Origin of the sequence: Pseudoalteromonas sp. SCSIO 43201 (genome assembly GCF_023716725.1) — a bacterium.
Taxonomy (GTDB): Bacteria; Pseudomonadota; Gammaproteobacteria; order Enterobacterales; family Alteromonadaceae; genus Pseudoalteromonas; species Pseudoalteromonas peptidolytica.
Genome location: NZ_CP072684.1, coordinates 530,314 through 544,162, shown reverse-complemented (window position 1 = coordinate 544,162; position 13,849 = coordinate 530,314). Strand labels below are relative to the sequence as shown.

The following is a 13,849-nucleotide window of genomic DNA, read 5'->3' as shown; positions in this document are numbered from 1 at the left end:
GAGTAAATCTAACGCTAACTGCGTTAAAAATTTCTTATTTAGAGCAACTAAATAGCAAAATTCTTGCCTTGTTATCGACAAAGTTTTCTCGCCTCAAAATAGACCACTTAGTTAAGATAATTGGTATTACTTGTGATTGAGAGGTTGACCTCGAGAAAGATTAAACACCAGCGGGGTTTGTTAAATCTTGAATTGAAATGAATAGTTGTGAATTCAATGGATTTCTACTTCAATAATTACCATTGTACTGAAATATATAGATATAAAATAAGTTAAGTTGGAGGTTTTGTAGTTTAAGTTAAGTTTACTTGAATGATTTTGCTTAGTCTTTTGTTAACATTCACAACTACAAAGAACTGGAAAGTCACTTTTCCAGTTCCTTTTACACGTTATAAGCTCTTTTTAGGTGGCAGCACAACGTTTGAGAAGATAAGGCCAGCAATAAGAGACATAAATATTAAGAAGGTTTGTTGGCCAATATGATCCGCATGGACAAAGCTTTGGCCTTCGATCAGTGAATTAAGTCCAATATAAGTTTTAGAACCAGGGACCAGTACAATCAAACCTTGCATTGCAACAATAGAAGCTGGAGCGTTGACAACGCGGTTAAAGATATTGCTAAAGACACCCACTGCAAATGCACCGACAAACGTACCAAGTGCGTAGTCAAAGTAAACCGCAGAGCTGATGCTTGCTGCATAAGCAATAAAACCTGATGCTAGCGACCAACTCGCATGTCTTAATTTAGTTCTAAATATCACCACAAGACTGCTACAAAGCAAAAGCACAGCAAGCCACGCTGTCCATCTTGGTAATGGTAGGGGTTGGACAAAATCGACTTTCCCGAATAACGCAAACCCTAGCGTGATACCTAAAAAAGCACCAAAATAGAGCTTAAACAGCAACATGATCGAGTCCATGACTCGAGCGGTTCCAGAGACCAAATGCCGAGCTGATAATTCAGCAAATCCAAGTGCGAGTGCTAACCCTGGAATAAACACGATAATCGCCGATAGCACAACCAAACGGATATTTATTTGTGGATCGATATACACAGAGACTGCGCAGGCAGCTACAGCCGAAACAATGGCAACCAAAGGCTCAAGCATATGGGTCACGCGCTTGGAGATACTCGCCCAAAGTACAAACAAAAACACCAACAAGGAAAGTAATGCTGACCACACGACGTCGTTCCAGCTGGTGCCCATTAGCATTGCAAACGCACCACCAGAAGTAGCAAAAGCAAGTCCAGTGAGGAGTTTATTATATGGGGGCTGGGCATGCAAAATGGCTTCGAGGCATTGCTCGGCCTCTTGCAGTGATAACTCTCCGGATAGCACTCGAGTTACTACGCCATCAGTATCAGCAAGCGAGCCTAAGTCATGATCGCCTGGGTCAACCCGTGCCACATGAGTGTACTCTTCTTCATGGCCTTCAGTCCAAATCACAAATGTGACGGATGTTGGGGACATAACAAAAGAAGACTTTAACCCTAAGTGAGTGGCAACTTCCATTAAGTGTGCTTCGAGCCGATAGGCAGGGGTACCGTATTTATGAAGCATTTTGCCTAACTTCACAATAAAGCGGCGTTTCTCTGTAAAGGTTGCGTTATTCAACGAAAGAGAACCTTAAATGTGTACTACCAATCTGTTTAAAATACGATTGGTAAAAGTGTTAAAAAACAGGAATATGACAACAAAAGTAACGTTGTGCCAAGTATAAACTCGCCATTCTAGTATGGTACATCTATTTGCTTTTACTAGATTTATTTAATACCAATTATCTTTAATACTTGCTTGATTTGAAGGAGTAAATCTGACGCTAACTGCGTTAAAAATTTATTATTTAGAACATATAAATAGCAAAATTTTTGCCTTGCCTATATGGATGTAGGTACCTTAGCGATAGCAGGACGCGGTAGCGGAGTTATCGAAAAGATTTACTCACCTCAAAATAGACTACAGTATTAAGATAATTGGTGTAAGTCGACATCAGTCACTTGTGCATATTTCCTAAATGTAAATATAGACGGCTGAGATTGCTGCGAATTCTATCCAGATTCTCAACAATGTCTATAGGTTTGGCCGCAAATATTTGCATTTTTTTAAAATGTAATTTGATAGTAATCAAAGCGCTTGTCTATAAGCCGATTTCGCATATTTACGAAGAATCCCTCAATTGAAGCGTTACATCGACTATGGTTGTCGCCGCAGGAGTTGTGCCACTGAGCTGCTCTGAGAGGGTTTGACAAGTGCGTCTACATATCTCGTTAATATCTATTTTTACACTACTCAAGGAGGGGGTCATAAACTGAGAATCAGCAAAATCATTGAAACCAATCACTTTTATATCTCTACCTGGTGAAAGTCCAATCTCCCGCATCGTATCTACAACGCCATAGGCAATAAAATCACTAAAACACATAACCGCATCTATATTACGATGAGTTTCGATCAGTTGTTTGAATGCCTTTTTGCCGGCTCGACGGTTATTTTGGACGTCAATAACAGTCGCCTGATGCTTAACGTGGTGTGATGTTAATGCACTTTGAAAACCCGCCAGTTTAGCCTGGTACTCAAAGCAGTCTTGCTCACCAAGTGCAGCAATATGTCGAGCTCCAACTTCAATCAAGTGAGAAGTTGCAAGGTGAGTCCCCTTTTTATTGTCGGGCAGAATCGAGGGGGCTTTGGCAAAAGCAATTTCTCGCATTATTGTGATGACTAAAAAACCGGAGTCATAAAGATTGTCTAGCCACTGTCGGGAAGTACCTTTGGCAGGGATCATAATGAAGGCAGAAACATTATATTCTTTAAATGCCTGTACCGCTTGCTGTTGACGTTCAATACATTCATTCGTACTTACCAGCATGGGAACCATACCTAACGTATATACCTGCTTTTCGAGTTCAACAGCTAGTTGTGCGCACAGAGGACAAGTTAAGTCATTCATCACCAAGGCAACTAAATTGGTACGCTTACTTCTAAGTGCAGCAGCCTCTCGGTTGTAGACATAGCCCAGCTTTTCAATTGCATGTAGCACTTTGGCTTTGCTTTTATCGCTCACTTTCTCACTTTGAGTAAGCACGAGAGAGACCGTAGACTTTGAAACTTGTGCTTCTTTGGCAACATCAAAGATGGTGACATTAGCGCGTTTTTTATCATTTTTCATGCTAATTAACCTGAACTTCGGATCATGAATACTTTTCTAACATCTAGATGTGATGCTAACGGCGCTGAATTTACTCCTTCAAATTGAGCAAGTATTAAGTCAAACTGGTATTATCTGTATCAAAATTTTCAGATTGACCAGACTCACCAACAGCGATTTTTCAGGGTTAATGGTACCGCAAGTTTTCTTTACATAACATCGCAAATCTGTGCACATTTTCCAAAAATCATTATATGATCGCACAATGAACGCCCAAGATAGGTGAATACAGTGAAATTATTAAAAAAAGTTGCATTTATCATAATGATAACTGCCGTATCACAAACGGTATTTGCAAATGAACAAGGCTATATGAGGCCTTCTTCAGAACTTGCTAAGTTAGTTGATGCTCCTCTCATTCCAGCTTCAAAGTTGAGCGCTAACGGAAAATGGCTTGCGCTAATGCTGCGTAATCGAGTCCTTTCTCTTGAAGAGCTAGGTACACCGGAAAAAGCATTAGCAGGCATTAAATTTAATCCTGAGAGCTTTATGAGAACGTCCAGTCGACAATATAGCTCAATTGAATTTAAACATGTGGATACTGGGGCGCTGATCAAAGTACAGGGTCTACCTGAGGGTAAAATAAAGGCACCTAGCTGGAGTGCAGATAGCCGTTATCTGGCGTTTATTCTTGAGCAAGCGAACAGCTCTACGCTGTGGGCATTTGATATAGAAAAGCGCGCTCTGAAGCAATTAACGCAATCGACTTTAAATGGAATAGTGACCTCAACCCCTTATCAATGGCTGCCTGACAGCACTGCAATTGTTGCAAACATTGCGGTTAACCATGGCAAACAACCGAGCGAGCGTGATAGGTCGCAGTTGGCGCCAATCGTGCAGACAACATCTGGTAAAAAAGCATCGACCAGAACTTATCAAAACTTATTATCAAGCCCTTATGATATTCAGTTGTTTAAATTTTATGCTGAAGGCCAACTGATAAAAATTAACCTTAATTCAGGTGCCCAAAAAATTGGTAACCCCACCTACTTGAAAGACTTTTCAATCTCTCCTGATTCAACCAATCTAATTGTAGGCATGATGGATGACCCATTTTCTTACCAAGTACCGTATAGCCGTTTCCCTGCGGTATGGCAGGTGTGGGGCATGAGAGGGTTCCCGCTATTTGAAGTGGCAAGGCAACCTGTTGCAGACGCCTTACCCGCGGGCTTTGACAGTGTGAGAGAAGGGCCTCGTAAAATCCAGTGGCGGGACGACAAAGGGGCAACTCTTATCTGGGCTGAGGCGCAAGATGGTGGTGATATGAGTAAAGATGTTGAATATCATGACTATTTGTACACAATTAGTGCACCTTTCAAAAAAGAGCCTGAATTATTTGCAAAAGTTGAACGACGCTTTGCAAGTATTCAGTGGGCTGATAATAATGTCGCTATTTTAAATGAGTGGCGCTTTTCAGATCGTAGTGTGCGCGCTTCGATATTCTCACCTCGCAACCCAGATATGAACCGCGTGGTATTTTCAGAGCGCAGTTATAATGATGCCTACAAAGACCCTGGTAGTTTTGTATATGAAAACAGTGATTTAGGCTCTCGTGTGCTGAAGCTAGTTGGTGGTCGCTATTTATTTTTAACCGGCAATGGCGCATCTGATCAAGGCAATATCCCATTTCTAGATCGATTTGACGTAAAAACGAATACATCGACTCGGCTATGGCAATCTAGTGCACCTTATTATGAAAGAGTTCGGGCATTACTCGATGACGAAGGAATGCGGTTTGTTACTGTACGTGAGTCACGTCAAGAGCAGCCTAACTTTTTTGTCCGTGATTTACAATTTGATACGCTAGAACAGTTAACAAAGTTTCCACACCCATATCCTGCATTTAAAGGAGTTGTGAAAGAGCAAATCAAATATAAGCGCGATGATGGTGTTGAACTATCGGGTAATTTGTATTTGCCAACCAACTATGATCCCTCTAAAGGCAGAATACCGGTATTAATGTGGGCATACCCACTTGAATATAAAGATAAAGCGGTTGCTTCTCAGGTACGAGAGTCACCTTATCAATTTCCTTATATTGGTTATTGGGGACCCATGCCTTACCTTGCCAAAGGTATCGCTATTTTTGATGATCCAACTATGCCTATAGTGGGAGCCGGAGATTCCGAGCCGAATGACACTTTCAGGAAGCAGCTGGTGGCAAGTGCTCAAGCTGCGGTGGATACGTTAGTTGAAAAAGGGATTGCTGACCCTGAGCGTATCGCGATTGCAGGTCATTCATACGGTGCATTTATGGTTGCGAATCTCTTAGCGCACAGTGATTTATTTGTTACCGGTATCGCACGCAGTGGTGCGTATAACCGGACACTGACTCCATTTGGTTTCCAAGGTGAGCCTCGTAGTTTTTGGGAGGCACAAGATGTGTATGCCAATATGTCACCTTTCTTCCACGCGGAAAAGATTAACGAGCCTATGTTAATGATCCATGGTGAGGAAGACCCAAATTCAGGCACTTTCCCAATGCAGTCTAAGCGGATGTTTGCTGCAATGAATGGCTTGGGTGGTAATGCAAGGTTAGTCATGTTACCTGAGGAAGGTCATGGGTATAAAGCACGAGAGAGCATCTTACATGTTCTTTGGGAGCAAGAGCAGTGGCTCGATACCTATTTGTTTCCAGAAAAAGCGCAAGAAGAGATAGAAATGTTGCCTAATGAACCGACTTCTATTGCAACACAAGCTATTGTTGAGCAGTAAACATACTTTCATCTAAGCGCAGTACTGCGCTTAGATGAAAACTAAAAATTCGAGATAATTACTGTTATGAGTGTTTAGAAGGCTTAGCTATTGAAGCCTCTTTAAGTGAGTTTATACCAATTTCCTTAATTAAGTGGTCTATTTTGAGATGAGAAAACCTTGTCGATAACACCGCTTCCGCGTCCTGCTCACGCCGAGGTACCTACGTCCTGTAGGCAAGGCAAAAATTTCCTATTTAGTTGTTCTAAATAGGAAATTTTTAACGCGGTTAGCGTCAGATTTACACCTTCAAATTGAGCAAGTATTAAGTCTAATTGGTATTACTCTTTGCTCGATACTGAGCTGCCAACAGATGCAGTGATAACCATCAATATTGCCAGCCATTGCCATACAGTGAGTAACTCTCCCAAAATTAAAAAACCAGCCAATGCAGCAACTGCAGGCTCCACACTCATTAAGATGCTAAAACCTTGTGCTGGCATTTTTCGCAGTGCGACCATCTCTAAACTGTAGGGTAGGGCGCTTGAAAGCAGGCCGATGGCAATCCCTAACGGGATAATTGACCAATCTAGTAAAGCGGTACCTTGGGAGATCACGCCAAATGGCACAATCGCGAGCGCGGCTATACTCATACCAATGGCAACTGTTGCCCCACCAGAACTCTCACTGCCTGAGCGCTTACCATATAAAATGTACCCCGCCCAGCAAGCGCCAGCAATTAACGCCAATACGACGCCTATTGGGTCAAGTCCATTTACATCACCCAGATCAGGCAATAGCAATAAAATGCCCGCAATCGCAAAGGCTACCCACAAATAATCACGTTTACGTTTAGAAGAAAATAGCGCGACCGCGAGTGGTCCGGTGAACTCTAAAGCAACCCCAATGCCTATTGGAATACGCTCTATAGCATAATAAAAAGTGATATTCATGCCACCCAAGCACAGACCATATACAATAAGCGGCCGCCAATTTGATGGTAAGTGTCGCCAAGGTTTGAATACCAAACATAAAATTAATGCTGAAAAGCCAAGGCGATATGCGGTTGTTCCTTCAGGGCCTACGAATGGGAACAGCTGCTTGGCAATAGAAGCACCTGATTGGATTGTTATCATAGCGCACAGTAGACATAAAATCGCGATGATAAAGTCACGGTTAATGAGTGGCATTATGCCCCCTGTAGATAAAAAAGCAGGTAAAGAGTTTGCAGATGGCGTTAGTCTAATCTTCTGTAGTGAGCGGCTCAAATATTTTTGTATATTTTATTCTTTTTATTTTTCAGACTCTCTAAACGTTACCTCTAGGCTGCTTTTAATTGAGGTTTATGTTTTATTTTTTACCTTTATTTTACTTGTGTTGCTGTAAATATAATTGCCACTGGTCTTCGTGTTTCTGCATACTTTTATGTTTTTTCGATTCTTGATGTGATAGCGCATCAACTTCGCTGACAAATGGGCCTGCTCTACAAATAGTACAGTGATTTGGCGCTAAGTAATGTGGCATTTGCAGTTTTGAGGTTATTGGGTGCGAGTGATTTATCGACCAGTAATAGCTGACGCCACTAGTATCCTTTACATGTTTATCTCGATCTACATTACGGATAAGATACTCAGGGAATTGTGAAATATCAAAAGTAGACTGACCGAGGTAACACAAGTCTGTGTTTGTTATCAGGCTCTGCTCTATATTCCACTCAATATAGGGCTTGACGTCTTTAGAGGTGATTATCCCAAGGTTTACACCTGCTGGGTCTAACGCATACTTTGTTGCGTTGAGTAAAAACTTTCTTAGCAACTGGCGATTTAACGTGTTTACGCTCAGTGTTTGCTGCTGGAAGCTTTCATAAGAGGCAAATGCCGGGATTAATGGAAACTGAAATATCACCGCATCAAAGCTTTGCTTAGAGAGCCTATGCCAGCAGCTCGCCTTGGTAACATCAAACTCGGTGATAATATCAATACCAATATTTGCAAGTTTATCAAATGCGTTGTCTTGGTATTTATGTTTAAGCGCACTTTCGCTGTCATAAATACTGGCAGTGAGATGAATTGGCTTTAGGTACTTTGCTAGAGAGTAAGAAAAGCTTAAATCACCATCGCCAACAGTGAGAATACGCCAGTTTTTATCAAGGATCATGGAACTGTCTAAATCAGCAAAACGGAGAGTTTACCAAATTAGGCTGGTATCTTGTAGCGGTTGGCTCTTGTCTGGGGGGATTAATACCAATTAATGAATATAATTCGTATAAATTAGATAAATTCGCCGCGGCAGCAAATGTTGCAATACCCGCAAAATACACAAAGAAACATACAGCCTATAGGTCATTTACTATGGCGTCGTATAATTTCCCTAAGTGTTAAAGCGGGTATCCGATAAAACAGTGTATCGCTTTACTTATCAATGCCCTAGCTGGTCAAGTAAGTCCATTACTTCGACACTTGCTCGTTCCATTTGATTAAGCTGCTTAACTGCGCCTTGAGGATCACCGGATTGGAATTTTCTAATTGCTTCCACGCCTGCACGGTGTACCTCTTTATGTGGCGCATCTAAACGTTTAAAGGCATTGTGAGCTCCAAATTTGTCAGCGCCTTCGCCGCTCCACCACTTTCCTAGTCGGCACATTGTATGGTCGGCAAAATCATTTACTCCCTTGTGACTATTACCGATAATCACGTTGTAAACATCCCCCTTCCACACCACATGGTCAAGCTTTACTGTTTGGATAAATGTCTGTGTTGTAGACACTAAAATTGTGTCTTTCATTGAATCACAGCATGCAACAATCCCTTCATATTCATCATTTAAATGTCCAATACTGTCGGACAGGGTAATATTGGAGGCTTGAATTTCCTCTACAGCATTCACGGTTGTGTGCGTCGTGTCGATGATTTTCTTCACGAGATCTGAAACTTCATTCGCTGATTCATTCGTGTTGGTGGCAAGTGCTCTTACTTCATCAGCTACAACAGAAAACCCTCTGCCAGCTTCGCCAGCTCTCGCCGCCTCTATGGCGGCGTTAAGCGCCAGTAAGTTAGTTTGATCTGAAATCTTAGAAATCGTGGTTACAAACGTATTTATACTATCAGCCATTTGCGACAAGCCAGAGATGTTGGCCGTCATTTTGTCCATATTTGTTCCAAGCTGATCCATGCCTACGAGTATTTTTCGTAATGCCGTTTCCGACTTAGAAAAGGCAGCGTTTACTTTCTCTATAGAATGGCTTTCTTCTTCGATCCCCATAAAGCTTGCGAGTACTGTTTCGCGGATCCCCTGCACTTGACCAAGTCCAGTCAGCGCACATTGCAGTAATTGATTATCTGTGTTGTCATTCAGAGACACCTGAGCGCTGACCACCTCTGCTTTGAGTGATTCATTTTCGGCACTTAACTGTTCATTTTGTTGTTTCAGTTGGAGCAGTTCTTGTTGCGCTTTTTCGAGCGCTTGCTGGGTCTCGTTGTTTGTAAATAGCTTTGCAAACACTGCACATTCCCCTATAACTTAATATTAACGATAGCTTAGCAATTATTGTGTATTAGTGCTACAAATTTAGTGAGGGCAGCAAGTCAACTGATGATTCTTACTGCAAAAAAGTCAGTTTTTGTTTACAAATTTACCGCTTTTGGGTCTTTTAGCCTCTAGAGCTGGAACGAAGAGATTTACCTTTCTTATCACCATACATTTGTTTATCTGCTTCATGGATAAGTAAATCAGCTTGCTTTGCAGGGTCGACCATAACCTGTCCTATACTGACATTGATATTGTATTCAAGCAGCCCGTTTAGTAATGCACTTCTGATTTCATCTAGGTTAGGCAGCTCACAATCCACATAAGCAATGAATTCATCCCCTCCTATCCGAAAGCAATGTGACAAACCAAAGTATTGCTGCATATTTTGTGTGAAGCTAATGAGTACCTTATCTCCAACGTGATGCCCATACGTGTCATTTACTTGTTTAAAGTTATCGACATCGAGATAGAGTAACCATAGACCCGCAAACTTATGTGCTTGTAGCCCTTCGAAGCAAGCTTTGCGACTGCCCACTCCGGTCATCGAGTCGTGATTTGCTTCGTAACGCATCTGCTGTTCGAGCTGCCTTCTTCTTTCCACTTCTGCTTTTAGCTTGTAAACGTCTTTACGCTTTTCTTTGATCATGCGATAAAAGCCGACACTTATTAATAAAAAACCTAGATTTTTCAAAGATGTATCTAAGCCTAAAATAGGCAGATTAGTGTTGCCGATAAAGCTGTCAAAAATATCCAGTAGTAAGCCAACGGAATAAACAAGTAATGCTACACGTAATAGTTTATTGACGACTTCTTTGGTAATGATAAAAAATAACGTGAACGAAACAGCAAACCAAAAAAGCTCCTCGAAACTCTCGTAATCTGTGTGACCATTGGTGTACATAAACACCGCTAACGCGATATTCACTATCCAGAACAGTAGCAATGGAACTGCCGTTTTTATCAAAGTAATTTAGCTCGCTATGGTTCGCCTACAGTTAGTTATAGTTAATGGGTCATGGGACGCAAGTTTCCTAAGCGCTGAGTTCAAGGGCTTGAGAAATCATAAAGAGGTGCCCGACGAAAACCATTGCGCTTAGCACGGTGCGCATTTTCTGGTAATCCTTATGGTATTCTTTCCACATTGGGGATAAACGTTCAATCAGATAGACCAGCCAGTACGCCACGGATAAGTATACCAATGACCACTCGAGCGTTAGAAAACTCAGTAGCGGATAGGGGATCACAACAACAACAGCCAGTATCGCTTGGCTTTGCGTTTGTTGACCTGCACGCCATAAACTGCCAGCCATAAAGGCTAAAATACCAAAACTATAAAATTGAAACGCTTGTACTGTGTTAGCTGATGCGCCGGTCATTAAGGTCCATGCAATACAGGCAAGAAAGGGAACAAAACCAAGGTAGCCAAGTTGGATATGATTAAAATAGGGGTGCATAGTAACGCTCTGTTATATCTGATGATTGGATCATACCGTATTTACAGTACTTTTATACTCTTATGCTAAATTAGTTGATCACTCAAAAAGCTATTATCAGTTTTTTCGATTACAGTGATTCAAACAATCCATTTTATTTAAATATCACTTCCCCTTATCTTTGTACTCAAGCCAAGGCGAATAGCAATTGCCAACATTAATTCAAACTAAACAACAGTGAGGAAAGCGATGAGCACTTCATTAATCAACACAAAAATTAAACCTTTTAACGCAACAGCATACCATGGTGGCGACTTCGTAGAAGTTTCTGAGCAAGACCTATTAGGTAAATGGTCAATCGTATTCTTCTACCCAGCGGATTTCACTTTTGTATGTCCGACAGAGCTTGGTGATTTAGCTGATTATTACGCACAGCTTCAAGAAATGGGTGTTGAAGTGTATTCAGTATCAACAGACACACACTTCACACACAAAGCGTGGCATGACGCGTCAGAAACGATTAAGAAAATCCAGTTTCCTATGATTGGCGACCCAACAGGCCGTATTACTCGTAACTTCGGTGTAATGATCGAAGAGGAAGGGTTAGCGCTTCGTGGTACTTTTGTAATCAACCCTGAGGGTGAAATCAAAGTTATTGAAACGCATGACCTAGGTATCGGTCGCAGCGCTAAAGAGCTAGTACGTAAAGTACAAGCTGCTCAATACATCGCATCTCATGATGGAGAAGTATGTCCAGCGTCTTGGCAGCCAGGCGAAGAAACATTAGCACCTTCACTAGACCTAGTTGGCAAAATCTAAATTGTCAAAGGGAGTGCAGTATGCACTCCCAAATCAACCATCCAGATGAACAGAGTTCATTGTTTTTGCGAATTTTTACTGTAGTTTCTGCAGAGGGTTACCATTTATGTTAGACAACCAAATTAAAACTCAACTACAAAGCCACTTTAGCTCTCTACAACGCCCGATTGAACTCGTCATTAGTCTTGATGACAGTAAAAAATCGCAAGAGCTAAAAGAGTTGGCGCAAGATTTAGCGTCTTTGAGCGATAAAATTTCACTATCTGAATCGAGTGAAGGCGAGCGCGTACCACAAATGTCAGTTCGCGGCGTAGACACAAAGAGTGAAATTACGTTTGCAGGCGTACCTATGGGGCATGAATTTACCAGCTTGGTTCTTGCATTATTGCACTCAGGCGGGCATGCCACTAAAGCATCGGCAGACGATCTCGAACTGATCAGGGGTATTGATAACCCATTGAACTTTGAGGTGTACATTTCACTGAGCTGCCAAACCTGTCCACAAGTCGTGCAGGCATTGAATCTCATGGCGGCAGTTAATCCAAATATTACGACTACGATGATTGATGGTGCTTTGTTCCAAGAAGAAGTCGAATCACGCAACATCATGGCCGTGCCAACCGTATACTTAAATGGTGAGCAATTCAGTCAAGGCGCAGTAAGCCTAAGCGATATTTTACTAAAACTTGATAGCAAAGCTGGCGAAAAACAAGCAGCTGTACTTAACAACAAAGACGTGTTTGATGTGCTCGTTGTTGGTGGCGGCCCTGCTGGCGCATCAGCTGCTATTTATGCCGCTCGTAAAGGACTAAATACCGGTGTTGTGGCTGAACGCTTTGGTGGTCAAGTTGCGGATACTTTAGGCATTGAGAACTTTATCTCTGTACAAAAAACCGAAGGCCCTAAACTGGTTGCACAGTTAGAAGAGCATGTTAACCAATATGGCGTTGATGTGATGAAGAACCAGCGTGCAGCGGCGATTAACAAAGGCGAAACCATTGATATCACTCTTGAAAGCGGTGCAGTGTTAAAAGCTAAATCGGTGGTAGTGGCAACCGGTGCGCGTTGGAGAAGTATGAATGTACCTGGTGAATCCGAATATAAAGGAAGAGGGGTTGCCTATTGTCCGCACTGTGATGGTCCGTTATTCAAAGGTAAGCCCGTTGCGGTGATCGGTGGTGGAAATTCAGGTATAGAGGCCGCGATTGATTTAGCAAATATTGTTGAGCATGTCACGGTATTAGAGTTTGCCGATACACTAAGAGCTGACGAAGTGCTGATCAAAAAAGCAAACAGCCTTACGAATATTACCATTATCAAAAACGCACAAACCACTGAAGTCGTTGGAGATGGTAACAAAGTAACCGGTCTTAACTATATAGACAGGGTAAGCGGTGACACTCATTCGTTAGCACTCGCTGGCATCTTTGTACAAATTGGGCTGGTGCCAAATACTGAATGGTTAAAATCGAGTGAAGTCGAACTTAGTCGCTTTGGTGAGATTGAAATTGACAACAAAGGGGCGACAAGTTTAGCGGGCGTTTACGCGGCAGGCGATGCAACCACCACACCGTTTAAGCAAATTATTATTGCGATGGGTGGGGGAGCGACAGCAAGTTTAGGCGCTTTTGATTATCTAATTCGGTTAGGACAAGACGACGAGCAAGCTGCTTAAGTATTTGCATTATCACAAAGAATCATTGCAACTATACACCCATGCAATGCTCCCAAGCCACACTCCAGCAGTGTGGCTTTTTTATTTATCCCTCCTCCCACCTTAAGCTGTCAGCATTTGTTTTACACATAGGGTAGCGAAATGATAAGAGCAGTCATCGCAGCACGACTAAAAGTGATTTTTATCCCTATATTTGCATTAATGTGCCTGTTTTTCCGCTGTGAAGTGGCTTTTCTATGCTCCAACAGTCTTTTAGTAAATAGCAAAAATAAAGCAACTCAATCGAATTTTTAGTTTAAATGACTTGTAACTGTTTGATTAATATGGATTTAGTGTTTATGAAAAGGTTTGGTTTTGTTTTTGTAGTGTTAATTTTAAGGTTTGTTTTATTTTAAATTATTTCACAGTCGTTGCTGTGGTGTGAATATTTCTATATCTTGACCAGCCTTAATTGTAATGTGAATGAAACTTCAATGTAACAATGAGGGGGATA

The 13,849-nt window shown here is 41.7% G+C and carries 10 protein-coding genes; 3 read left to right on the top strand and 7 right to left on the bottom strand.

From position 1 onward, the window contains the following. Positions 1 to 389 precede the first annotated feature (389 nt). Together J8Z24_RS19025 and J8Z24_RS19020 are read right to left on the bottom strand one after the other, a co-directional pair. Positions 390 to 1,616, bottom strand: coding sequence for a threonine/serine exporter family protein (locus tag J8Z24_RS19025; protein WP_125251733.1), 1,227 nt, complete (start codon positions 1,614 to 1,616; stop codon positions 390 to 392). 544 nt (positions 1,617 to 2,160) lie between these two features. Next, complete coding sequence (locus J8Z24_RS19020) at positions 2,161 to 3,168, bottom strand: LacI family DNA-binding transcriptional regulator (protein ID WP_252096012.1); 1,008 nt, start codon at positions 3,166 to 3,168, stop codon at positions 2,161 to 2,163. Between the two features lie 270 nt (positions 3,169 to 3,438). On the opposite strand from J8Z24_RS19020, the gene J8Z24_RS19015 reads away from it, so the two are divergent. After that, complete coding sequence (locus tag J8Z24_RS19015; protein ID WP_502934635.1) at positions 3,439 to 5,922, top strand: alpha/beta hydrolase family protein; 2,484 nt, start codon at positions 3,439 to 3,441, stop codon at positions 5,920 to 5,922. A gap of 320 nt (positions 5,923 to 6,242) precedes the next feature. Here J8Z24_RS19015 and J8Z24_RS19010 read toward each other — a convergent pair whose 3' ends face one another. The 5 genes from J8Z24_RS19010 to J8Z24_RS18990 all read right to left on the bottom strand — a co-directional run bounded on the left by J8Z24_RS19010 (position 6,243) and on the right by J8Z24_RS18990 (position 10,883). After that, positions 6,243 to 7,091, bottom strand: a complete 849-nt coding sequence (locus J8Z24_RS19010; protein WP_128731660.1) for an EamA family transporter — start codon at positions 7,089 to 7,091, stop codon at positions 6,243 to 6,245. Between the two features lie 178 nt (positions 7,092 to 7,269). Continuing rightward, positions 7,270 to 8,058, bottom strand: a complete 789-nt coding sequence (locus J8Z24_RS19005; protein WP_128731659.1) for a class I SAM-dependent methyltransferase — start codon at positions 8,056 to 8,058, stop codon at positions 7,270 to 7,272. A 261-nt stretch (positions 8,059 to 8,319) separates the two neighbouring features. Continuing rightward, positions 8,320 to 9,402 (bottom strand): methyl-accepting chemotaxis protein, encoded by a 1,083-nt coding sequence (locus J8Z24_RS19000; RefSeq protein ID WP_147390997.1) that lies wholly within the window; start codon positions 9,400 to 9,402, stop codon positions 8,320 to 8,322. A 148-nt stretch (positions 9,403 to 9,550) separates the two neighbouring features. Further along, positions 9,551 to 10,393, bottom strand: a complete 843-nt coding sequence (locus tag J8Z24_RS18995; RefSeq protein ID WP_225740798.1) for a GGDEF domain-containing protein — start codon at positions 10,391 to 10,393, stop codon at positions 9,551 to 9,553. A 67-nt stretch (positions 10,394 to 10,460) separates the two neighbouring features. Then, positions 10,461 to 10,883: a DUF3429 domain-containing protein gene (locus J8Z24_RS18990; RefSeq protein WP_125251726.1), complete on the bottom strand. Its 423-nt coding sequence runs from the start codon at positions 10,881 to 10,883 to the stop codon at positions 10,461 to 10,463. Positions 10,884 to 11,111: 228 nt separating this feature from the next. Here J8Z24_RS18990 and ahpC point away from each other — a divergent pair, with 228 nt between their 5' ends. Together ahpC and ahpF are read left to right on the top strand one after the other, a co-directional pair. After that, entirely contained in the window at positions 11,112 to 11,681 is a 570-nt protein-coding gene (gene ahpC, locus J8Z24_RS18985) for an alkyl hydroperoxide reductase subunit C (RefSeq protein ID WP_125251725.1), read from the top strand. Positions 11,682 to 11,787: 106 nt separating this feature from the next. Next, positions 11,788 to 13,356 (top strand): alkyl hydroperoxide reductase subunit F, encoded by a 1,569-nt coding sequence (ahpF, locus tag J8Z24_RS18980; protein WP_252096011.1) that lies wholly within the window; start codon positions 11,788 to 11,790, stop codon positions 13,354 to 13,356. The last annotated feature ends 493 nt before the right edge of the window (positions 13,357 to 13,849 follow it).

Excerpts from the sequence above, each read along its gene's own strand:
- ahpF (WP_252096011.1), top strand. The coding sequence starts at position 11,788 with ATGTTAGACAACCAAATTAAAACTCAACTACAAAGCCACTTTAGCTCT.
- J8Z24_RS19020 (WP_252096012.1), bottom strand. The coding sequence starts at position 3,168 with ATGAAAAATGATAAAAAACGCGCTAATGTCACCATCTTTGATGTTGCC.
- J8Z24_RS19005 (WP_128731659.1), bottom strand. The coding sequence starts at position 8,058 with ATGATCCTTGATAAAAACTGGCGTATTCTCACTGTTGGCGATGGTGAT.
- J8Z24_RS18990 (WP_125251726.1), bottom strand. The coding sequence starts at position 10,883 with ATGCACCCCTATTTTAATCATATCCAACTTGGCTACCTTGGTTTTGTT.
- ahpC (WP_125251725.1), top strand. The coding sequence starts at position 11,112 with ATGAGCACTTCATTAATCAACACAAAAATTAAACCTTTTAACGCAACA.
- J8Z24_RS19010 (WP_128731660.1), bottom strand. The coding sequence starts at position 7,091 with ATGCCACTCATTAACCGTGACTTTATCATCGCGATTTTATGTCTACTG.